Source organism: Asticcacaulis sp. AC460, from assembly GCF_000495795.1.
Taxonomy (GTDB): Bacteria; Pseudomonadota; Alphaproteobacteria; order Caulobacterales; family Caulobacteraceae; genus Asticcacaulis.
In genome coordinates, this window is the sequence record NZ_AWGD01000021.1 from 141,870 (window position 1) to 162,940 (window position 21,071).

Below are 21,071 nucleotides of genomic sequence, written 5' to 3' on the forward strand. Positions count from 1 at the left end.
ATGGCGTGCCCATGCTTGTCGTTTGAAACGGATTCCTCCCTGTGATCTCTCGTAAACGGGCGCTGATCGCCCTCCTGGCCGCCTCGACGGCCCTTACCCCCTTCGTTGCCAGTGCCGATGAGGCCGCCGAGTCCGACACGGTGATCGTCACCGGCCAGCTCAATCCCGATGACCCCGCGCCGGTGCGCCAGGCCCGCGCCCGGCTGTCGCGCACCCCCGGCGCCGTTGCTGTGGTGGCGCGCGAAAGCTATGACAACAGCTATGCTCTGGGCCTGTTCGACACGCTGAAAAGCGTCTCCGGCGTTTTTGCCCAGAAAAAGTTCGGTGAGGACGGCCGGTTTTCGATCCGTGGATCCGGCATCGGGAACGGGTCGCATAACCGCGGTTCCTGGCTGGCCGTCGACGGCGTGCCGATCAATCAGGCCGACGGTTCCGGCGACTTCCAGGAAATGGATCCGCTCAGCGTCCGCAATGTCGAGGTCTATAAGGGCGCCAATGCGCTGAGGTTCGGCGGCGCGCAACTGGGCGGCGCTGTCAATTATGTTACGCCGACGGGGCTGAAGGCCGGCTACCGCAGCCTGGTACGCATCGAAGGTGGATCGTTCGGCACGTTGCGCGGTCACGCCGCCTATGCCGGCGTTATCGGCGACTATGACCTGTACGTGGCGGCGACCGCGACCCGGGCCGATGGCTGGCGCGACAATTCCCAGCAGGAAGCCAAGCGCCTTACGGTCAATGTTGGCCGGACCTTCGGCGAAGAGCGGTCCGTGCGTTTGATCTTGCAGGCCAATGACCTAGAGCAGCGTATCGCCGGAGGCCTGACCTTGGATCAGGCGATGAACACACCCACCGCGACGACGGCGGCCAACTATCCCGACCTGAAATACGGCCGCAACGTCGTTTCGGTCAGGTCGACCGTTCAGACCGACTGGAAGCTGAATGATAACTGGCGCTTATCTGGTGGTGTTTATGCGGCATGGAAGAACCTGATCCACCCGATCTCGGTCTATATCGACTACAATTATCAGAACTATGGCGCCTTTGCCCGCGTCGACGGCCAGGGCGCCCTGTTCGGCCGCCGGGCCGATGTTTTCGCAGGCGTGAATTATCGCGCTGGACTGACCGATGTGCGCACCTATGTCAACGCCAACGGCGCGCCCGGTGCCCGCACGGGTTTGGCGGCGCAGAATGCTTCGAGCTGGGACGTTTTCGGAGAAGGCCGTCTGTTCGTCACCGATGAACTGGCCCTGATTGCCGGCGGGTCCTATGGCTGGACCAACCGAGACTATATCAATCGCCTGAACACGGCCAACAACGCCGACAAGAGCTTCGACTGGTTTGCGCCGCGGTTAGGGCTTTTGTGGCAGAACGAACGCGGCCATCAGGTCTTCGCCAACCTGACCCGCTCGGTGGAAGCGCCGACCTATGGCGCCTTGGTCCAGACGCCCCTACCCCAGTTCACGCCGGTCGCGTTTCAGGACGCCACCACTTTTGAGGTCGGTACCCGCGGACGCAGCGCGCACCTGATCTGGGATCTGGCCGTGTATCGGGCGCAAATTGAGGGCGAGATGCTGAACTTCATCGTTTCGCCCGATATTCCCGCGGCCACCTTCAATGCCGATCACACTGTGCACCAAGGACTGGAAGCCGCACTGGACTGGAAGATCGGCGTGGTCGGTGGCTGGGAGACGACCCTGCGTCAAACCTATACCTGGTCGGATTTCCATTTTGATGGCGACAAGACCTATGGCGACGCCCGGTTGCCCGTTATTCCGGAGCACTATTACCGTGCCGAACTGGCCTTCGCCCGCGACGGTTGGAAGATAGCGCCCTCGGTCGAATGGGTGCCCTCAAAGGTCTGGGTCGATTATGCCAACACCAAACAGGCGCCGGGCTATACGGTGTGGAACCTCAGCCTCGCCAAAAAGGTCAATAAATCCGTCGATGTATTTGTCGATGCTCGCAATTTAGCGGATGCCCGCTACGTATCCAGCGTCAATGCGGTGACCGATTTCACCAAGGTCGCCGCCTCGTCGCAACGGGTCTTCTGGCCCGGCGAAGGTCGCGCTATCTTCGTTGGTATCCGGCTAACGGGAGGCTGAAAATGGACAAGGGACGCAAGGCCATTATCGACTACCGCATGATCTGGCGTTGGCACTTCTATGCCGGCCTGGTGTGCCTGCCGTTCATCATAATCTTGTCGATCACCGGCCCGATCTATCTGTTCAAGCCGCAGATCGAAGCCGCCATCGATGCCCGTTACGACAACCTGCCCTTTGCCGGCGCCGCGCAGCCCCTGTCGGCACAGGTCCGGGCCGCTGAAGCCGCGGTGCCGGGTGCGGTGTTCAAGGCGGTGGAAATCCGGCCGAATGACCATGATGCCGCGCGGGTGACCCTGCAAAAGGGCAGCGAGAAACTGGGGCTCTATGTTCATCCGCAGAACCTCAGCATCCTGAAACACGTCGCTGAAAAAGATCGCTTTATGGAGGTTGTGAAGACCATTCATGGCGAACTGGTCAGCGGCCGTTTCGGCGAGGTCATTGTCGAGCTCGCCGCTTCCTGGGCCATAGTCATGATCCTGACAGGCCTGTATTTGTGGTGGCCGCGTCAGGCCAAGGGATTGGCCGGAGTACTGTGGCCGCGGTTCGGCCTGGGTAAGCGCGTCTTCTGGCGCGATATCCACGCCGTCACCGGCATCTGGGTATCGGGTTTCGCCCTGGTTCTGCTGATCAGCGGCCTGCCCTGGACCTTTGTCTGGGGCAGCGCCTTCAAGGAGGTCCGTAAGCTGGGCCAGCCGGCCATCTCGCAGGACTGGACGCAGGGCCGCACCAGCGAGCGCGGCGCGGCCAAGGCGGAGGGTATGAAGGCGGTTGATCTGACCTATGTCGATGGCATGGCGGATATGGCGCGGGGTCTGGATCTACCGCCGCCGGTCATCCTGTCGGCGCCCGCCAAGGGCAATCTTTGGAAACTGTCGGCCGAACCCGGCTCACCAACCGAACGCGTCAGCTTGATGGTAGAGCCGCAAATGCTGGAGGTGATCAGCCGCGAAAGCTTCGAAGACAAGAAGGTGGTGGATCAGGTGGTCGGGATCGGCATCGCCGCGCACGAAGGCCGCCTGTTCGGTTGGCTCAACCAATTGCTGGGATTGCTGACCGCGATCGGTCTGCTGACATTATGCGTCAGCGCCGTTGTCATGTGGTGGCAGCGCCGGCCCAATGACGCTTTGGGAGCACCAGCCCTGTTGCCGGATGAACGCCTCGGACCTGGACTGTCCACACTCATCCTGGTCCTGGCCATCTGCCTGCCGGTGTTGGGTATCAGCCTCGTCGCGATCGCAATCATCGAACGGCTGATCCTGCGCCGGATCAGTGCCGCAAGGGCGTGGCTGGGGTTAACAGCATAATCAGGTAACGCAACAACTGCACGGTACAAACTCCTGCACAAACAACCCGGTAAGCATGCCACCGGTAAGATAAACAAACGATGAATTTAACCTTTAGGTTTCATCAAGCTTGCAACCTAGCAAGCCTGAATTTCCTTCGGTTCACGGATTAAATATAGGGTGTCCGCCTTCGCACAAAAGACCCGGACACATTTATGAGACGTCAGTGCGGCTTTTATGCTACTGGTCGAGAAACTGGATCGTGTTGCTATCAGTGGCGCCGAATAGCTTTTGGATCAAAAGTTACATCGCTTTTAGAACGCAAGACAACAAAGATCACTTGCAATGATGCAGGGAGCTGAAGCCACACCTCCCCAGACCAAAAGAAAAGCCTGGCCGAAGATGGCCAGGCTTTTCTTTTGGTGAAGGAAAGACTTGGGGTCGCAAGCCCCAAACCCCATTACAGGTTGATCATTCTGCCGTCGGCGTCCAGCGACGCTTCCAAAATCGCTTCAGACATCGTCGGGTGCGGGAACACCGTCCCCTGCAGATCTTCCTCGGTGGCTTCCATGGTGATCGCCAGGCAGAAACCCTGAACCATCTCGGTCACGTTCGCGCCGATCAGGTGTGCGCCCAACAGAGCACCGGTCTTCTTGTCGAAGATAACTTTAACGAAGCCGCCGGACTCGCCGGCCGCGATCGCCTTGCCATTGGCCTTGAACGGGAAGCGGCCGATTTTGACGTCCAGCCCCTTCTCTTTCGCGCCCTGCTCGGTGATCCCGACCGAAGCCACTTCCGGCGTCGCGTAGGTACAGCCCGGAATCGGCGGGTTCAGGTTCGACAGCTTACGGCCGGCCATATAGTCCGCCGCATGCACCGCTTCGTGCGATGCCTTGTGCGCCAGCCACGGCGGACCGGCGCAGTCACCGATGGCAAACAGGCCCTTTACATTGGTCTTGCCATGGCTGTCGTTCTTGACGTGACCGCGGTCCATCTCGACGCCCAGCTTTTCCAAACCGATGCCATCCGTATTGGCCACGATACCGACGGCCACGATACAGCCTTCCGCCGCCAGGGTTTCCGTCTTGCCGGCAACCTCGACCGCAACCGCTACACCGTCCTTGGTCTTTTCGACCTTGGTCACCTTGGCGCCGACGCGGAACTTGATACCGCGCTTTTCAAACGCCTTATGCGCTTCGGCCGACACTTCCGTGTCCTCGACAGGCAAAATCCGGTCCAGGGCTTCGACAACAGTTACTTCCGCGCCCAGCGAGCGATAGAAGCTGGCGAACTCGATACCAATGGCACCCGAACCGATGACCACCAGGGACTTCGGCATCTTCTTGGGCGACAAGGCGTTGCGATAGGTCCAGATGCGATCGCCATCCGAGACGGCGCCAATCGCCGGGATTTCCCGGGCCCGCGCGCCGACCGCCAGCATGACGTTTTTCGCTTCGACGTCTTTCGTGCCGCCGGCGTTCAGCTTGACCACCACCTTGGGGGCGTCCTTGCCGGGCTCCAGAGTCGCAAAGCCTTCGATCACATCGATCTTGTTCTTCTTCATCAGGTAGCCGACGCCGCCATTGAGCTGCTTGGCCACCGCCCGCGAGCGGCCGATCACCTTCTCAAAATCGAAGCCCGGCTTTTCGCCGGTCAGGCCGTAGTCGGACAGGTGGTTGATCTTATCGAACACCTCGGCCGACTTCAGCAAAGCCTTGGTCGGGATACAGCCCCAGTTAAGGCAGATACCGCCCAACAGTTCACGCTCGATAATGGCGACCTTCAGGCCGTTCTGGCTGGCGCGGATGGCGCCTTCGTAACCGCCAGGGCCGGAACCGATAACAACGAGATCATAAGTCATGTGTTTTCAGCCCCTTACGCCAGCATCTTGATAGGATCTTCGATCAGCGGCTTGAAGGCGCTGATGAACTTGGCGCCGATCGAACCATCGACCACGCGGTGGTCGCAGGTTAGGGTCACCGACATGACGGTGGCCACAGCCAGTTGACCGTTGCGGACGACCGCACGTTGCTCACCGGCGCCGACCGACATGATGCAGCCCTGCGGCTCGTTCAGGATCGAGGTGAAGGTCTTGATGCCGAACATGCCCAGATTGGACACCGAGAAGGTGCCGCCCTGGAACTCTTCCGGCTTCAGCTTGCGATCGCGAGCCCGTTGCGCCAGGTCCTTCATCTCCTTCGAGATTTCGGCCAGCGACTTGGTCTCAGCCTTGCGCACGATCGGGGTGATCAGGCCGCCATCAATGGCCACAGCCACGGCGATGTCAGCATTGTGGTGCAGGGCGATGCCTTCGGGCGTGTAGGAGGCATTGGCTTCAGGCACTTGTTTAAGTGCCAGAGCTACGGCCTTGATAATCATATCATTGACCGACACCTTGATGCCGCGTGATTCCAGCGCCGTATTGATCTTGCCACGCGCCGCCAGCAGGGCGTCGAGTTCGATATCGACGGTCAGCGGGAAGTGCGGGATGTCGCGGAAGGACTCGGTCATGCGGCGGGCAATGACCTTGCGCATACCGTCCAGCGGAACCAGGTCGTAGGAACCGGCGGGAATACCCATCTGTTCCAGGCTCTGGACCTTGCGCGGTTCGGCTGTCGATGCAGCGGCCGCGGCAGGCGCCTTGGCGCCGCCCTTCTGGGCTTCTTCGATGTCGCGCTTGATGATACGGCCGTGGGGGCCGGAGCCCTTGATGCCCTTCAGATCCAGCCCGGCGATGGTCGCCAGACGACGCGCCAGCGGTGAAGCGGCGATACGCGAACCGCCCGAAGCGGCCGGCGCCGGTGCAGCAGCGGGAGCCGCGGCGGCAGGCTTGGGCGCTTCCGCCGCCTTCGGGGCTTCGGCGGCGGGAGCGGCCTTGGGTGCGGGCGCCGGGGCAGAGGCGCCACCGGCCAGGCGGGCGATCGGGGTATTGACCTTCACGCCTTCGGTGCCGGCGTCGATCAGGATGGCTTCGACCACGCCTTCGTCGACGGCTTCCACTTCCATGGTCGCCTTGTCGGTTTCGATTTCGGCAATGACCTGGCCGGCGGAGATTTCATCCCCGACCTTGACGTGCCACTTGGCCAGGATGCCCTCTTCCATCGTCGGAGACAGGGCCGGCATCAGAATATCAGTCATGCGGTTGGCTCCTTAGCGATAGGTCACGGCCTTGACGGCCTTGACGATCTTTTCGACCGACGGGACCACCAGGGCTTCGAGGTTGGCGGCGTACGGCATCGGGACGTCTTCCTGGTGGACGCGCAGCGGCGGCGCATCCAGGTCGTCGAAGGCCTCGGCAACCACACGGGCGGCGACTTCGGCGCCGATGCCGCACGGGCCCCAGCCCTCTTCGACGGTGACGAGACGGTTGGTCTTCTTCACCGAGGCGATGATGGTGTCGGTGTCCAGCGGACGCAGGGTACGCAGGTTGATGACTTCGACATCGATGCCTTCGGCGGCCAGTTGTTCAGCGGCCTTCAGGGCGAAACCGACCATGCGCGAGTGCGCCGTGATGGTGACGTCCTTGCCTGGGCGCTGGATCTTGGCCTTGCCGATCGGCAGGACAAAGTCTTCGACATCGGGGATTTCGAACTCGTTGCCGTACATCATCTCGTGTTCGAGGAAGACGACCGGGTTCGGATCGCGGATGGCGGCCTTGAGCAGGCCCTTGGCGTCAGCGGCATCATATGGCGCCAGGACCTTCAGGCCCGGGACGTTGGCGTACCAGGCGCTGTAGTCCTGGGAATGCTGGGCGGCCACGCGGGCAGCGGCGCCGTTCGGGCCGCGGAAGACGATCGACGACTTGATCTGACCGCCGGACATATAGAGCGTCTTGGCCGACGAATTGATAATGTGGTCAATGGCTTGCATGGCGAAGTTAAACGTCATGAACTCGATGATCGGCTTCAGGCCGGCCATGGCCGCGCCCGAACCGATACCGGCAAAGCCCATTTCGGTGATCGGGGTGTCGATGACGCGGCGGTCGCCGAACTCTTCCAGCAGGCCGCGCGAAACTTTATAGGCGCCCTGGTACTGGGCCACTTCTTCGCCCATCAGGAAAACGGCGTCGTCGCGGCGCATTTCCTCGGCCATGGCGTCGCGCAGGGCGTCGCGGACCGTGATCTTGACCATCGGCGTGCCCTCGGGGAATTCCGGATCCCGCAGCTCGACCTTCGGCGCGGCGGGGGTAGCCGCAGCGGCGGGTTCGGCGGCCGGGGCGGCGGCAGCTTCCGGAGCCGTCTGGGCAGGCGCCGGAGAGGCCGAGGCGCCGCCTTCCAGGCGGGCGATCGGGGTGTTGACCTTTACGCCTTCGGTGCCGGCGTCGACCAGGATCGCCTCGACCTTGCCTTCGTCGACCGCTTCCACTTCCATGGTCGCCTTGTCGGTTTCGATTTCAGCGATCACTTGGCCGGCGGAAATTTCGTCGCCAACCTTGATCAGCCACTTGCTGAGCGTGCCTTCCTCCATAGTCGGAGACAGGGCGGGCATAAGTATGTCTGTCATGTATCGTACCACCTGAGCCGGCCTTTTCCGGCCGGATTTCCTTTGAAGATTGAAAACGTTACGGGCGCCGCTTGATGTAGGGCGCCCGCCTCACGCTTAAGCCTCGGTATAAATGTCGGTGAAGAGCTCCGACGGATCGGGTTCGGGCGACGTCTGGGCGAATTCGACCGCTTCCAGCACGATGGCCTTCACGTCGTTGTCGATGGCCTTGATCTCGTCTTCCGCCACGCCGGCCTGTTGCAGCATGGTCTTGATGTGTTCGATCGGGTCGCGCGTCGTCTTGACCTCTTCGACCTCCTCCTTGGAGCGGTACTTGGCCGGGTCGGACATGGAGTGACCGCGGTAGCGGTAGGTCTTCATTTCCAGGATGTATGGGCCCTTGCCGGAGCGGGCATGCTCGGCGGCGCGTTCGGCGGCGTCCTTGACAGCAAACACATCCATGCCGTCGACGGTTTCGCCCGGAATGCCGAACGAGGCACCGCGTTGCGACAGGTTGACCGTCGCCGAGGCGCGGGCCAGCGAGGTGCCCATGGCGTATTCGTTGTTTTCGATGACGTACACGACCGGCAGCTTCCAGAGCTGGGCCATGTTGAAGCTTTCGTAGACCTGGCCCTGGTTGGCGGCGCCGTCACCGAAATAGGTGAAGGAGACATTGCCGTTCTGGCGGTAATAGTCCGAGAAAGCGAGGCCGGTGCCCAGCGATACCTGGGCGCCGACAATGCCATGACCGCCGTAGAAGCCGGTGGCGATGTCGAACATGTGCATCGAACCGCCCTTGCCCTTGGACGAACCGCCGGCACGGCCGGTCAGTTCGGCCATGACGGCCTTGGGGTCCATGCCGGCGGCCAGCATGTGGCCGTGGTCGCGATAGCCGGTGATGACCTGGTCGCCGTCCTTCGAGGCGGCTTCCATGCCAACGGCGACGGCTTCCTGACCGATATACAGGTGGCAGAAGCCACCGATCAGGCCCATGCCGTACAGCTGGCCGGCGCGTTCTTCGAAACGGCGGATCAGCACCATCTCACGATAGTATTTCAGCAGTTCGTCTTTGGAGACATTGCTCAGCTTCTTACCGCTGTCGCTGGCTTTGGCGGCACGCGCCATGGACACCTCCCTCACAAGGTTGTCGGCCGGAAGAGTTCGGCCTGTAAATTCAGGTCGATAGCGCCACACGTAACAGGCGGCGCAAATCGAAGGCACTCTCCTTTAGGAGGGGAATGCCTTCGCGTAAAGGGCTAAAGACGGGTCAGGAAACGACGTTTTCGCGCACAGGTTGGCGAATGATGTAGGCTTTGGGCTCGGAAAGGCCCAAAAGCACACGGGCGCGCTCTTCAAGCAAGTCGCGCGAGAGATTGTCGGTTCGTAAGTATTTGGCGCGGGCTTCAAGGTCGGAACGCTCGGCTTTCAGTTGCGCGAGCTGTTCGGTCTTGGCTTTCATTTCCGCATCACGGGCTTCTTGCGAGAAGAAACCTTTGTCCCCTGTGAGGTATTGGACACAGACATAGGTGAGTACTAGCGCGATAAGAGCAGTGGGCAAGTAAGGCCTCAATCGAAAAAACATAAACTTGCGCCCCTTCTGGACCGGTACTCAACGCTTCATGTCTGTTTTCGGCCATCGCGGTTAACAAACGGTTACGGATCATGTCGCCGGGAGGTGAAGAATTTATCGTATTGATCACATGGTTTTTAACAATGTTGTCAAAACGTGAACCACTGACAAACAATCGGGGTGTGGGGTCCGTGACCCCACGTTCTTTATTCCAATAAAAAAGCCCGCGCCGAAGGGGCGGGGCTTTCTTATTGGAATAAGGAAAGACTTGGGGCCACAGGCCCCAAACCCCGATTGTTAGCAGCGGATCACCGACACGCCAGCGTAAACCGCTTCGTCGTCAAGCTGCGATTCGATGCGCAGCAATTGGTTGTACTTTGCGGTCCGGTCCGAACGGGCCAGCGAACCGGTCTTGATCTGACCGCAGTTCATGGCGACCGACAGGTCGGCAATCGTCGAATCTTCGGTCTCGCCCGAACGGTGCGACATGACCGAGGTATAGCCGGCGCGGTGGGCCATATCGACAGCGTCCATGGTCTCCGACAGGGTGCCGATCTGATTGACCTTCACCAGGATCGAGTTGCCCATGCCTTCGACAATGCCGGTTTCCAGGCGGTCCGGGTTGGTGACGAACAGATCGTCGCCGACCAGTTGGATACGGTCGCCCAGACGCTCGGTCAGGGCCTTCCAGCCGTCGTAGTCATCCTCGGCCATGCCGTCTTCGATCGAGCAGATCGGGAAGGCGTCGACCAGCTTTTCGAGATAGTCGACCATCTGGTCGGCAATCAGCACCTTCTTCTCGCCGGCCAGGTTGTACTTGTTATCCTTGAAGAATTCGGTCGAAGCCACGTCCATGGCCAGCCAGAAGTCGGAACCGGCCTTGTAACCGGCCTGTTCGCCGGCCTTCATGATGAAGCTCAACGCTTCTTCCGACGACTGCAGGTTCGGGGCGAAGCCGCCTTCGTCGCCGACATTGGTGTTGTGACCGGCTTGCTTCAAAGCCTTCTTCAGGGCGTGGAAGATCTCGGCGCCCATACGCAGGGCCTCGGAGAAGTCCGGCGCGCCGGCGGGAACGATCATGAATTCTTGGATGTCGATGGGGTTGTCGGCGTGGGCGCCGCCATTGATGATGTTCATCAGCGGCACCGGCAGGACGCGGGCGCTAAGGCCACCGACATACTTATAAAGCGGCAGGTTGGTCGCGACCGCGGCAGCGCGGGCGGTGGCCAGCGACACGCCCAGGATGGCGTTGGCGCCGAGGCGGGCCTTGTTCGGCGTGCCGTCGAGGTTGATCAGGGTCTGGTCGAGACGGCGTTGGTCCAGCGCTTCAAAGCCCGAAATGGCTTCGAAAATCTCGCCGTTGACGGCGTCTACAGCTTGACGGACGCCCTTGCCGCCGTAACGGGTGGCGTCACCATCGCGCTTTTCGACGGCTTCGTGGGCGCCGGTCGAAGCGCCCGACGGCACGGCGGCGCGGCCGAAGGAACCGTCGTCCAGGGTGACATCGACTTCGACCGTAGGGTTGCCGCGGGAGTCGAGGATTTCGCGGGCTGTGATATCGATGATTTCGGGCATGGGAGGAATCCTGCGTTATGGGACGGTCAAAAGTTCGCGCCCTGTTAGCAAGGGACGCCGCCAGAGGCAAGCGCGTTACCGGTACCGACGATCTGCCTAAGTAAATGTCACAGTGAGACGAACTCTTTTGCCAACGGCAGCTCCGGGAGTTTTTTCCATGTCGACCTGGGCAGTTTGCTCCACAAACGCGGTGCCATACTTTGCGATATACGCGTCATCAGGATCAATCTGGGGGACCTCACAATCGAGGTGCCCTTCGTCGTCACGTATCCGGCATTCAAATTCGAGGCGCCCGCGAAATTCCTCGTCAATGGTCAGCGGCGGATAGAACGCGCCTTTAGTCTCCGGCAGCCACAACCATACAACCTCGTCCAGGACTTCGCTGTCATCAGCTGGCGGAAGGTCACCGCCTATAAGCGCCGCCATCAACAGTACCTCTTTCATACCATCCCCCTTAGGCGCCCCATACTACCCTTCGTGAAGGCTTAAGCAAAGAGGTGCACTATGTCGTCCGGACAGTCGAAGATATGCTGCGGCTCAAGGCGCTCCAGTCCTTCCCGCGTCGCATAGCCCCAGGTGACAGCGCCTGCCGCAAAGCCAGCCGCCCTCGCCGCTTCGATATCACGTATCTCGTCGCCGATCGCCAAAACTTCGGACGGCGCGATCCCGAGCGCCTTGGCCACTGCGCGGAATTTCGCGGCCTTGCCGAACAAGGACGAACCGCAGGCGTAATGATCTATCCGGGAAGCCAGCGCCTCGCCAAGGACAGACTCGACATTTCCTCGGGCGTTCGAGGTCACGATTGCGATCTTCACACCGTGTGTAGACAGATGCAGCACAGTCTCAACTATGTCCGGAAACAGGCTGATTTTATGCAACTCTTGACTCTGCAGTTTCCGAACATGACCCGCCATCATTGGCAGTTTCCACGTCGGAACCTGGTGCAGTTTCAGCAGTTGCCGCGCATCCAAGCCACGCAGACGTTCCAGATCGCTACGCTCCAGGCGCCGGAAGCCGTAGCGATCGGCCATAGAGTCGAAAATATCGAGGAACCAGCCCAAGGAATCGGCCAATGTGCCGTCGAAATCGAAGATGACTAACCTGTAGGCCATGGAAAACGCGGACCTTTCAGCAATCCGCGCTTCATAAGCGATTTTGATGAAACAGGCGACTACGACTCTATAGTGACGGTGACATTGCCTTGGGCCGTCACGATCTCTCGGTTAAAATCCTGAAAGAGAATGTCGGAGCGGATGACGCGGGTGCCAATCTTCACTCGGACATCACCCCACATCACTCCCTGGCTGCCCTCAAGACTCTGTCCGTTCATACCGGTGATGGCGCAATCCGCCGCCGCGGGTTTGCAGTCCCTGACGCTGGCCGTAGCCCGGCGCAGAAACCCATCGCTGCCCAGCACCCGCCCCGACGATACCCTCTCGCCGGTTTTGACCGAACTGTCGCCGACCAGGCTGTACTCCGTCGTCACGCCGGAGCCATGGTCAATTTCCACGACGGTCTCCCCCTGGATGGTTTTGTCAGGTGTCACCGTTCCCGCCGTTTCGTCGCGATAAACACGCGACACAACGCCATCGGCCACCGCCGTAACCTGACCGTGGATGTTCGATTTCTTCGGGACCTGCGACCAGGCATACTGCGTCAAGGCCACCGGCGCCGCCAGGACGGCGATCGCAGCATACAACAGCCGCCGGGGCTTGCGTCCGTCAGTAGACGGGCGCATGATCTGCATAATTCTCATGCGGTAATCTCCAGATTGAGCGTTTGAGAAGGCCGCCGGAGCGTATGCCAGTACGTTTCCGGCGGCATGCTTCAAGGCTATGACGAGGGTTTCGGCATAATCCTTGCGCATATCGGGCCTGGCCGCCGTGACAGCGGCATCGCAGGCGAGTTCCGCCGCCAGCCGGCAACGCCGCGTCTGGTTACGGATAAAGGGGTTGAACCAGGCGAACGCATCGATCCAGGCCAGCACGGCGAACCATAGTGGATCGCCCCAGCGCAGGTGCTCGCGTTCATGGTCGACAATCAGCGACAGCTGAAGCGGCGACAGAATTCTCATCAGGCCCTGCGGTACAAGGATGTTACGTCCCCAGGTGACCGGCGGGATCGGCGCCGGGGTCGTCCTGACATCTTCGCCAATGGCCCCCTCACAGCGCGATGTCGCCTGGATATGTGCCAGTCGCAGATGCGCCAGACCGACACGGACAACCAGCGCCAGGGCGATTATGGCGTATAGGGCGAGCAATGCCTCCGGTAACCAGGCGAGCCAATCGATCTCTGGCGTGACCGGCGCGGCCATGACCGGATCTGCAACGTGCGCGAGCTCCGCCTCGACCATGGGCAGGATAGGAAGCGTATCGTCGAACGGTACGAGGCGGGCGGCGACCACTACGGCAAGGCCGACAAGAACTGGCGCCAGCATCAGCAGCAACAGTCGCTTTTCAGTCCCGTCATCATTTGTTGCCGGCCAAAGGCGGCGAAGCCCCGTGACGGCCGCGCTCCAGATCAGAGGAATCACGAAAAAGACGCTCAGGATCAACTCACTAGACATGCCTATTGATCCTTACTCTCAGCCATTCCCGCCAGCAGCGCCTCCAGTTCGGCGATCTCGTCGAGCGATACCAGCTTGCTGTGGACGAAGGCGGCGGCCGGCAAGGGTTCGTCAGCTTCCAGGACGTCGCGGGCAAAGGCACTGGCCAGAGCCGCCACGGTTTGCAGCTTGGATTGCAGCGCCACATAGGTATTGAGGCCGTGGACCGGCTCGACCTTGACCAAACCCTTGTCCACCATACGATCCAGGGTTTTGCGGGTCGCGGAGTAGGACCATTCGGTCTCGGCCGCGCTGGCGTCGTGCAACTCCCGAGCGCTGAGCCGGCCCTGGCGCCAGAGATGGCGCAGCAATTTCAGTTCGAAGTCGGAGGGCTTTAACATGCAAATGTCCGTCGTGACTACGCGACACATGTCGCATAGTCACGACGGATGTTCAAGACCATATTCGGTCAATTCGTGAATTCATGAACTTAGGGTGCAACCTTGTAACCATCGCTGGGCGAAACCCAGATGACCGGCTGGTCCAGTTCGGGCTGCGGCGTGCCCTGGACCGAGGCTTTCGCTGTCAATCCGTCCCCCGCGGCGACGTAGGTTGTACATATCTCCTGGCCAACATAGTCGTTCACCGCATCTGCCACCGCTGACACGACCAGCGAGGCTTCACCGGAGGACAGTCCCCGGCCGTCGACCTTGACCTTGGCCGCCTCGATGTCTTCATCGCGCAGCGTTCCGCAGACGGCGCCGTCGCGGACCTGAACCTGGGTCGAGGTCGTCATGGTCACAGCTGGCCGGCTGGATAACAGGATGGTCGCTGTATTGGTGTAGCCGCCGCTGTTGGGTGTGTACCTGGCGATCGAGTTGCAGGTTTTGGTGGCGGCATCGGGCGAATAGCACTGCACCTGGCCATATTGGACCGGCGCCAACGGATCGGATGGAAGATCCTGGGCCAGCACCGCGGCGGCAAGGAGGGGGAGGAAGATCATGACAGCTCTTTCTGTTGGCACCCCAGCCGCCGCCATATTACACCTGCCCTATGGCGCAATCGTGACCGTCTTCAGCATGGGCACCACATTGAACCCTTATGCGGTTCGGCCTCACCCTCTCCCTTACCAGCCACAGGAGGATACCATGGCAGAGGTGGAGACTTTACGGGACGGCGACCGGATCAGTCACAAGATCAAGGGATTGGGCACGGTCACGACGCACCCCGAAACCGAGGACAAGATCGTTCCCGACAAGGAAGTGGCCAAGGCGCATGCCGGCACGGTCTATGTCACCTGGGACGACGACCGCTTCCCCGTCGCCGCCGTACCCCGCGGTGAGCTCGAAAAGGTACCAGAAGCGGCCGCGGCGATTTCGACCGGTTTCTGATCAGAAACTATCGGGGAAATCGCGGCGCAGCTTAGCTTCGAGGTCCGGCACGCCGGACAGCATGCTGGTCTTCCAGTCCGGATCTGCGGCACGGGCCAGGTCCCAGACTTCCCAAGCCTTTTCCATATCGTAGCCTTCGTAAAGCATAGTGCCCAGATCGTTGTAGGTGTTGGCCGCCCAGGGCGCGATCGCGATGAACCGCCAGAAACAGTCCGCTGTCGCTGGCATGGCTGCGCGGATAGTTTTGTCCCACCTGCCGGAATCGTCGCTGTAGTTGGACAGGTTGGCAAAGGTGACATAACGGAAAGCGCCGTAAGGCAAGGCATCTAAATCCGTGGCCTGCGCCAGGTACCGCGCCGAGGCTTCGCGGTCGGCGCCCTTGCCTCTTTCACCGGCCAACTGAGATGCGGTCATGAAGCCGGCCGCTTCCGGTGCGGCGAAGGCCTGCTGCAGGGCCGGCCCGATGGATGACCTGAGTTTGGCCAGGCCAGCCGAATCGCCTTGAAGCGCCCCGTAATGGATCTGTGCCAGAGCGAAGAAGGTCGTGACGGCTTCCATCGGCCGTGGTGACGCAGCCGCCGCAATGTCGCTGGCCAGGCTTTCCAGGGACGGCTTCGACGGCCCCTTGCCGTCGACAACCGCCAGGACGGAACGCAGCGCGGTGGCTTCATCACCGGCACCTGTACTGCGCGACCGCAAGGACGAGCTCAGGCCCGGCGGTAGCGGATAGTCGACCCTTCCGCGTTCGAAGCCGGAAAAATTCAGTACCAAGGTCGACGGGGTCTTGCCGATGCGGCGCTGGATTTCGATCCGCTGCGGCCATTGGCCGGAGTCCAAGATCGCGCGACGGATCTGAGGATGCAGATTAACAGAGCGGGAAAAATATCTGGCAAGGCTATGTTTTTCGTCAGGCGTGAAGGCGAATCCCTTCGTACTGACGCGCGCGACGACCTCGTCGCCAAGACGCCATTCGGTATAGTCGCCTACGACCTTGGTCGCCAGAGGGGCCGAAACCGCCTTTTGCACCGACAGCTCCTGTTCCGCCCAGAAAGGCGCCAGGACGGGAACATTTTGCGCCTCAGGAGCGTCCGGGGCAATTTCCGCCATCAAGCCAGCGAGATATTCACGGTTATAGAGCTCCATGACGCGAAACGCCGGCCCCGCGTGGCAGTTCTGGTTGTCAATCTCCCCGGCGCCGGCCGCCCACACCACGACCCGGCACAGGGCGAAATCCTCCAGCCGCGTCGCGTCGCCGACCGTCATGGCGTTAAAATCGGCTGCCAGGATGAGCGTACCGCTTTCAGGGGCCTCTCCCGTTGCCTCGCGGGTGAAGCTGGCCTTCAGAGCGGGCGTTTGCAGCGGACGCGCTGCGCGGATATCGTCGGATGAGGCGTGGGGGCCGATATCGGCCGCCCCAGCGCCGAGTGGCATCAAAATTACCGCAGCCGCCAGCCAAAGAGATCGCACGCTCCCCTCCCATAACATGAACCTTGTTCATAATCGCTACGCCCGGGATGGGCCCAAGTCAATTCATAAGGTAGGGGCGCAAAGAAAAACGCGGGCCTTGCGACCCGCGCTCAAACTTTCAGCACCGGAAGGAAGGATTAGTCCTTCTTCGGGGTGATAACCTGACGGCCCTTGTACATGCCGGTCTTCAGGTCGACATGGTGCGGACGGCGCAGCTCGCCGGTGTCCTTGTCTTCGGTATAGGGATTGGGGCCCAGGGCGTCATGCGAACGGCGCATATTACGGCGCGAGGGCGAGGTTTTCCGCTTGGGGACGGCCATGGAACTCTCTCTCTTGGAATGGCCGAAAGCGCACGCCTTCAGGCACGAAAAAGGGGATGACACACTCTAGGTGAGTCAGAAGGCGGGCCTTATGCCTTATGTTGCCTGGGTGATCAAGGGGTAAAAGCGGAAATATCCGCAGTCTCCGGTTTCAGAGCGGCGATCCGGGATCGCATGACTTCGGCGACCATCGGATCGTAGACCCGCGGAGACTTGTGACGGCGGCCATCGGTCGTGGTGATAGTCACCCAATGGGCCGATTTGCGGCCAAGTTCGTCGTGATTGAACGATTCGACGGCGATATCGGCAATTTCACCGGCCTCCAGCAGGTCCTCATGCGCCCACTGGGTCAGACTCATGGTCCGGACATGGATGCCGTCGGTGGCGATCCGCCAGGACTTCATATGGCCGATCGCCGCCCAGACCAGGATCAGCAAGCCCACGGGCAGGCAGATCAGGCAGGTCAGGACAAAGCCGAACAGGGACGCCTTATGCGCCTGAACCGATGGCCAGTCGTGATACATGGTCGCCACGGCCACAACCAGCAGCAGCAGGCCGATCAGGAAAAAGACGGTTCGCGCCGCCATGCCGAGATTGTCTTTAAGAACCATGGCCGTGTTGTGCGGCCAAATGGCTTTCCTGGCAAGACTTAGTCTTCAATCTGGGCCGAGGCTTCGATCTCGACCAGCCATTCCGGATTGATCAGCGCGCTGGTGCCGATAAAGCTGGAGGCCGGGCGAATGTCACCGAAGACCTCGCCATGGGCCCTGGCGGCGTCCTTCCAGCGCGAAACATCGGTCAGGAAGATGCGCGTGCGGATGATGTCGGACGGCTTGCCGCCGGCCTGTTCCACGGCCTTGACGATGATGTCGAGGCAGGTCTTGGTCTGCTCATACAGGTCGTCGATGCCGGCCGTCTTGCCGTCACGAATCGGCGCGGTGCCCGAAACCTCAATGCGGTTGCCGGTGCGAACGGCGCGGGAGAAACCGATTTCGCCTTCGAACGGAGAGCCGGAGGAAACGAGTTGGCGGGTCATGGCAGCGGTCCTTGTGAAAGATGCCGTGCCTATGCCGTCACGAGGCCGCCGGATCAAGAGTTTCTTTGGCCTGTTGCCGGCGAATATAATCCATACCGGCGCGGATAACCGCCGACCGGTCCGCCGACAGCCTGCAGATCAGGGGCTCGCGGTCGCGCCACAGGTCCGGCGCATCGATGACGGCCTGCATGGCGACTTTTCGGACCTGGGGCGAGCCATCCTGGACCGTGGCGGCCAGGGTGTCGTCGACGGAGACAGTTATCGTCAGCGGCCGGCTGGCATAACGGGTGGTTCGTCGAGAGACGCCCATCGACTTGTCGATCCATCGGGTTTCGAGTCCGACCGGCCAGCGGACTTCACCCCGCATCAGAAAGAGCGCGGCCAGAGCACGAACCGAAGGATGGCGGGCTTCGCGCATCAGGCGCGGCAGGTCGGGGTCCAGGCGCGACTCGCCGGCCGCCGCCAGCAGGATACGCTGTGGCGCGCCCTGGGCGTAGGAGATCATGCGCGCGACCAGGTCCGCGCGGACATCGTCACGCGACGTCGTGTCGTCGATGACCGCAATTTCGAGCGGTCCGCGCTGCCAATGCCGGCGGGCCGCCAGCAGATAGGCCGCTGCCTCACCCAGGACGGCAGCATCCATCGTGGCGACGAGGCGCCCAAAACAACCGGCGGCCGCGGTACGGACCTGAGAGACCCAGTCATTGAGCCGGTAAGCCACGGCGCACACCGGAAATACTGCCGGCACCTGCGTATCCATAAGGCGCAGGGCGGCTTCACGGACATAGCCGCTGCCATGAAAAAGAAACAAACAGGCCAGGCCGGGGTGAGACCGCAACAGCGTCAGATCCACGCTATGGTCGTAGACGTAGAGTTGGGCGCGGATCGGCATTTCCCGGCCGGCCTGCGGCACGGTTTGCGGCGGCAGCGCGGCTATGGCCTCGCAGAGTCCGGCAACCAGGGATTCCGTGACGTGCCGACGGCCCAACGCCCTGGCCTGCGCCAGCTGAACCAACAGCCGCTGAAGCGGCGGCGGCAAGATCGAGCGGCCGTTTTCATCTGCAATGTCCGGATAATCCCCCATCCGTCAGAAATAGCAGGTTTTTCGCGTCGATCTAGGTCTCATCGGCGCCACCAGGCAGGGCGCTATGCGGTGTCCGCAGCGTTTTTGCGTGATGCTTGCGCCGGATGTTGTAGATGGTCTGCGGCGTGTCGATCCGAGCGAGTTCGGCTTCACCGTCAGCGGCCATATCCAGGCCCGCGGCGTGGCATAAGGCCGCCAAGGTGACCACGGCTCCGCCCACTTCCTGCGACGGTTCGCCCTTGTCGCGGCTCCAGGTATAGGCCACCAGGTCGCGCGCCTGGTCCTCGGTCATGCCAAGCGCCTGACACAGTTCGCCGGCCTCTTCGAAGAACCGGAAGCAGCGCTCGGAGAGGCAGTTGGTGATATCGGGACCGAAGCACGTCATCATCCATTCGGCGACACGGGCCTGATAGGACGGGACAGCCTGAGCGTCGTTGAGAGGTATTTCGGATGTCGGCTCGACGGGTACGGTCATGGATTTGGTCTTTGTGCTTACCCGAGATGCTCTCATGCGATATCGCGCGGAGGACGACGTGTTGAGTAGGCTCACCAAAACACCGGGCGATCCGCCAATCAGACCAGGCGGCTGCGGTCCATGGCGGCAGCGATGAAGCTTTTGAACAGCGGATGCGGGGCGAACGGCCGCGACTTCAGTTCCGGATGGTACTGAACGCCGATGAACCACGGGTGGTCCTCACGTTCAACGATCTCCGGCAGCAGGCCGTCCGGTGACAGACCGCTGAACTTCAGCCCGCAGGCCTCCAGGCGCGGAATATAGTCGCGGTTGACTTCGTAGCGGTGGCGGTGGCGTTCCGAAATCTCGGTTCCGCCATAGATTTCAGCTACTAAAGAGCCTTCTCTTAAGGTCGCGTCGTAAGCGCCCAGGCGCATGGTGCCGCCGAGATTTCCACCGGCCGCACGCTTGGTCAGTTCATTGCCCGACAGCCATTCGGTCATCAGGCCGACGACCGGCTCGCTGGTATGACCGAATTCGGTCGACGATGCGTCCTTGATGCCGGCCTGATTACGAGCGGCCTCGATACAGGCCATCTGCATGCCGAAACAGATGCCGAAATAGGGCACGCCATTTTCACGTGCAAAGCGCGCCGCCTCGATCTTGCCCAGGGCACCGCGTTCGCCGAAACCGCCCGGCACCAGAATGGCGTGGACGTTTTCCAGCCGCTCGATCACCGCATCCGGAGCCCCTTCGAAGGTTTCCGATTCGACCCAGTCGATCTTGACGCGGACATTGTTGGCCATACCGCCGTGATAAAGCGCTTCAATCAAGGACTTATAGGCGTCTTTTAAGACGGTGTATTTACCGACCACGGCGATCGAAACCTCGCCGTCCGGGTGCTGATAGCGCTTGGTAATGTCCTGCCAGGACGACAGTTCGGGCTCGCCCACCACGTCCATGCCGAACACGTTCAGCACTTCGGTATCGAGCCCCTGGCGATGATAGTCGACCGGCACGGCGTAGATGTTTTCGCTGTCCAGCGCCTGAATCACCGCCGTTTCACGGACGTTGCAGAACAGGCCGATCTTCCGGCGTTCCTCGGCCGGGATTTCCTGTTCGCAGCGGCACAGCAGGATGTCGGGTTGAATGCCGATCGAGCGCAGTTCCTTGACCGAGTGCTGGGTCGGCTTGGTCTTCATCTCGCCAGCGGTCTTGACGAACGGCAACAGCGTCAGATGGATGAAGCAGCATTGCCGGCGCGGTAGTTCCTGGCCCAGCTGGCGAATCGCTTCGAAGAACGGCAGGCCTTCGATGTCGCCGACCGTCCCGCCGATTTCGACCAGGATGAAGTCGGCATCGCCCTGGTCGGACAGGACGAAGGCTTTGATCTCGTTGGTGACATGCGGCACCACTTGAACTGTGGCCCCTAAGTAGTCGCCGCGGCGTTCTTTTTCGATGATGTTCGAATAGATGCGGCCGGTGGTGATGTTGTCGGATTTGCGGGCATTGACGCCGGTGAAGCGTTCGTAGTGGCCGAGGTCGAGGTCGGTTTCAGCGCCGTCGTCGGTGACGAAGACTTCACCGTGCTGATACGGGCTCATCGTGCCGGGATCGACGTTCAGGTAAGGGTCCAGCTTGCGCAGGCGGACCTTGTAGCCGCGGGCCTGCAGGAGTGCTCCCAGCGCCGCCGACGCCAGTCCCTTGCCGAGCGAGGACACCACCCCGCCAGTGATGAAAACAAACCGGGCCGCCATATCCA

21 protein-coding genes are annotated in these 21,071 nt (G+C 61.2%); 3 read left to right on the top strand and 18 right to left on the bottom strand.

Translation table 11 applies throughout. The features are described 5' to 3' along the window. The first annotated feature begins 41 nt into the window (after positions 1-41). Both ABAC460_RS36980 and ABAC460_RS36985 read left to right on the top strand, forming a co-directional pair. Positions 42-2,102, top strand: coding sequence for a TonB-dependent receptor family protein (locus ABAC460_RS36980; protein ID WP_023453752.1), 2,061 nt, complete (start codon positions 42-44; stop codon positions 2,100-2,102). 2 nt (positions 2,103-2,104) lie between these two features. Then, complete coding sequence (locus tag ABAC460_RS36985) at positions 2,105-3,406, top strand: PepSY-associated TM helix domain-containing protein (protein WP_023453753.1); 1,302 nt, start codon at positions 2,105-2,107, stop codon at positions 3,404-3,406. Positions 3,407-3,845: 439 nt separating this feature from the next. Here the strand turns inward: ABAC460_RS36985 and lpdA are convergent, their stop codons facing one another. The 11 genes from lpdA to ABAC460_RS37040 form a co-directional block, all read right to left on the bottom strand. Beyond that, positions 3,846-5,246, bottom strand: coding sequence for a dihydrolipoyl dehydrogenase (lpdA, locus tag ABAC460_RS36990; protein ID WP_023453754.1), 1,401 nt, complete (start codon positions 5,244-5,246; stop codon positions 3,846-3,848). A 14-nt stretch (positions 5,247-5,260) separates the two neighbouring features. After that, complete coding sequence (locus ABAC460_RS36995) at positions 5,261-6,523, bottom strand: pyruvate dehydrogenase complex dihydrolipoamide acetyltransferase (protein ID WP_023453755.1); 1,263 nt, start codon at positions 6,521-6,523, stop codon at positions 5,261-5,263. A gap of 12 nt (positions 6,524-6,535) precedes the next feature. Next, positions 6,536-7,888, bottom strand: coding sequence for a pyruvate dehydrogenase complex E1 component subunit beta (locus ABAC460_RS37000; RefSeq protein WP_031236841.1), 1,353 nt, complete (start codon positions 7,886-7,888; stop codon positions 6,536-6,538). A gap of 96 nt (positions 7,889-7,984) precedes the next feature. Further along, positions 7,985-8,992: a pyruvate dehydrogenase (acetyl-transferring) E1 component subunit alpha gene (gene pdhA / locus ABAC460_RS37005; RefSeq protein WP_023453757.1), complete on the bottom strand. Its 1,008-nt coding sequence runs from the start codon at positions 8,990-8,992 to the stop codon at positions 7,985-7,987. A 142-nt stretch (positions 8,993-9,134) separates the two neighbouring features. Beyond that, on the bottom strand, positions 9,135-9,425 hold the full coding sequence (locus tag ABAC460_RS37010) for an FtsB family cell division protein (RefSeq protein ID WP_369794106.1): 291 nt from the start codon (positions 9,423-9,425) through the stop codon (positions 9,135-9,137). A 309-nt stretch (positions 9,426-9,734) separates the two neighbouring features. After that, positions 9,735-11,012: a phosphopyruvate hydratase gene (eno, locus tag ABAC460_RS37015; RefSeq protein ID WP_023453759.1), complete on the bottom strand. Its 1,278-nt coding sequence runs from the start codon at positions 11,010-11,012 to the stop codon at positions 9,735-9,737. 96 nt (positions 11,013-11,108) lie between these two features. Further along, positions 11,109-11,456, bottom strand: a complete 348-nt coding sequence (locus ABAC460_RS37020) for a hypothetical protein (protein ID WP_023453760.1) — start codon at positions 11,454-11,456, stop codon at positions 11,109-11,111. Positions 11,457-11,497: 41 nt separating this feature from the next. Next, on the bottom strand, positions 11,498-12,124 hold the full coding sequence (locus ABAC460_RS37025) for an HAD-IA family hydrolase (RefSeq protein WP_023453761.1): 627 nt from the start codon (positions 12,122-12,124) through the stop codon (positions 11,498-11,500). A gap of 59 nt (positions 12,125-12,183) precedes the next feature. Further along, entirely contained in the window at positions 12,184-13,578 is a 1,395-nt protein-coding gene (locus ABAC460_RS37030; protein ID WP_023453762.1) for a M56 family metallopeptidase, read from the bottom strand. A 2-nt stretch (positions 13,579-13,580) separates the two neighbouring features. After that, complete coding sequence (locus tag ABAC460_RS37035) at positions 13,581-13,958, bottom strand: BlaI/MecI/CopY family transcriptional regulator (RefSeq protein WP_023453763.1); 378 nt, start codon at positions 13,956-13,958, stop codon at positions 13,581-13,583. 89 nt (positions 13,959-14,047) lie between these two features. Next, a complete protein-coding gene (locus ABAC460_RS37040) occupies positions 14,048-14,560 on the bottom strand; it encodes a hypothetical protein (protein ID WP_023453764.1) in 513 nt (170 codons plus the stop codon). 145 nt (positions 14,561-14,705) lie between these two features. Between ABAC460_RS37040 and ABAC460_RS37045 the strand changes: the two genes are divergently transcribed. After that, complete coding sequence (locus ABAC460_RS37045) at positions 14,706-14,948, top strand: hypothetical protein (RefSeq protein ID WP_023453765.1); 243 nt, start codon at positions 14,706-14,708, stop codon at positions 14,946-14,948. On the opposite strand, the gene ABAC460_RS37050 is transcribed toward ABAC460_RS37045, so the two are convergent. The 7 genes from ABAC460_RS37050 to ABAC460_RS37075 form a co-directional block, all read right to left on the bottom strand. After that, complete coding sequence (locus ABAC460_RS37050) at positions 14,949-16,415, bottom strand: hypothetical protein (protein WP_155914648.1); 1,467 nt, start codon at positions 16,413-16,415, stop codon at positions 14,949-14,951. 137 nt (positions 16,416-16,552) lie between these two features. Continuing rightward, on the bottom strand, positions 16,553-16,735 hold the full coding sequence (gene rpmF / locus ABAC460_RS37055) for a 50S ribosomal protein L32 (RefSeq protein ID WP_023449553.1): 183 nt from the start codon (positions 16,733-16,735) through the stop codon (positions 16,553-16,555). A gap of 113 nt (positions 16,736-16,848) precedes the next feature. Continuing rightward, a complete protein-coding gene (locus tag ABAC460_RS37060; RefSeq protein WP_023453767.1) occupies positions 16,849-17,346 on the bottom strand; it encodes a hypothetical protein in 498 nt (165 codons plus the stop codon). Between the two features lie 38 nt (positions 17,347-17,384). Then, positions 17,385-17,771, bottom strand: a complete 387-nt coding sequence (locus tag ABAC460_RS37065) for a RidA family protein (protein ID WP_023453768.1) — start codon at positions 17,769-17,771, stop codon at positions 17,385-17,387. Between the two features lie 37 nt (positions 17,772-17,808). Then, entirely contained in the window at positions 17,809-18,810 is a 1,002-nt protein-coding gene (locus ABAC460_RS48330) for a hypothetical protein (RefSeq protein ID WP_155914649.1), read from the bottom strand. A 76-nt stretch (positions 18,811-18,886) separates the two neighbouring features. Continuing rightward, positions 18,887-19,330: a hypothetical protein gene (locus ABAC460_RS37070; RefSeq protein ID WP_023453770.1), complete on the bottom strand. Its 444-nt coding sequence runs from the start codon at positions 19,328-19,330 to the stop codon at positions 18,887-18,889. Positions 19,331-19,428: 98 nt separating this feature from the next. Further along, positions 19,429-21,066, bottom strand: a complete 1,638-nt coding sequence (locus ABAC460_RS37075; RefSeq protein ID WP_023453771.1) for a CTP synthase — start codon at positions 21,064-21,066, stop codon at positions 19,429-19,431. Between the last annotated feature and the right edge of the window lie 5 nt (positions 21,067-21,071).

Excerpts from the sequence above, each read along its gene's own strand:
- ABAC460_RS36985 (WP_023453753.1), top strand. The coding sequence starts at position 2,105 with ATGGACAAGGGACGCAAGGCCATTATCGACTACCGCATGATCTGGCGT.
- lpdA (WP_023453754.1), bottom strand. The coding sequence starts at position 5,246 with ATGACTTATGATCTCGTTGTTATCGGTTCCGGCCCTGGCGGTTACGAA.
- ABAC460_RS36995 (WP_023453755.1), bottom strand. The coding sequence starts at position 6,523 with ATGACTGATATTCTGATGCCGGCCCTGTCTCCGACGATGGAAGAGGGC.
- ABAC460_RS37000 (WP_031236841.1), bottom strand. The coding sequence starts at position 7,888 with ATGACAGACATACTTATGCCCGCCCTGTCTCCGACTATGGAGGAAGGC.
- pdhA (WP_023453757.1), bottom strand. The coding sequence starts at position 8,992 with ATGGCGCGTGCCGCCAAAGCCAGCGACAGCGGTAAGAAGCTGAGCAAT.
- eno (WP_023453759.1), bottom strand. The coding sequence starts at position 11,012 with ATGCCCGAAATCATCGATATCACAGCCCGCGAAATCCTCGACTCCCGC.
- ABAC460_RS37020 (WP_023453760.1), bottom strand. The coding sequence starts at position 11,456 with ATGAAAGAGGTACTGTTGATGGCGGCGCTTATAGGCGGTGACCTTCCG.
- ABAC460_RS37025 (WP_023453761.1), bottom strand. The coding sequence starts at position 12,124 with ATGGCCTACAGGTTAGTCATCTTCGATTTCGACGGCACATTGGCCGAT.
- ABAC460_RS37030 (WP_023453762.1), bottom strand. The coding sequence starts at position 13,578 with ATGTCTAGTGAGTTGATCCTGAGCGTCTTTTTCGTGATTCCTCTGATC.
- ABAC460_RS37035 (WP_023453763.1), bottom strand. The coding sequence starts at position 13,958 with ATGTTAAAGCCCTCCGACTTCGAACTGAAATTGCTGCGCCATCTCTGG.
- ABAC460_RS37040 (WP_023453764.1), bottom strand. The coding sequence starts at position 14,560 with ATGATCTTCCTCCCCCTCCTTGCCGCCGCGGTGCTGGCCCAGGATCTT.
- ABAC460_RS37045 (WP_023453765.1), top strand. The coding sequence starts at position 14,706 with ATGGCAGAGGTGGAGACTTTACGGGACGGCGACCGGATCAGTCACAAG.
- rpmF (WP_023449553.1), bottom strand. The coding sequence starts at position 16,735 with ATGGCCGTCCCCAAGCGGAAAACCTCGCCCTCGCGCCGTAATATGCGC.
- ABAC460_RS37060 (WP_023453767.1), bottom strand. The coding sequence starts at position 17,346 with ATGGTTCTTAAAGACAATCTCGGCATGGCGGCGCGAACCGTCTTTTTC.
- ABAC460_RS37065 (WP_023453768.1), bottom strand. The coding sequence starts at position 17,771 with ATGACCCGCCAACTCGTTTCCTCCGGCTCTCCGTTCGAAGGCGAAATC.
- ABAC460_RS37070 (WP_023453770.1), bottom strand. The coding sequence starts at position 19,330 with ATGACCGTACCCGTCGAGCCGACATCCGAAATACCTCTCAACGACGCT.
- ABAC460_RS37075 (WP_023453771.1), bottom strand. The coding sequence starts at position 21,066 with ATGGCGGCCCGGTTTGTTTTCATCACTGGCGGGGTGGTGTCCTCGCTC.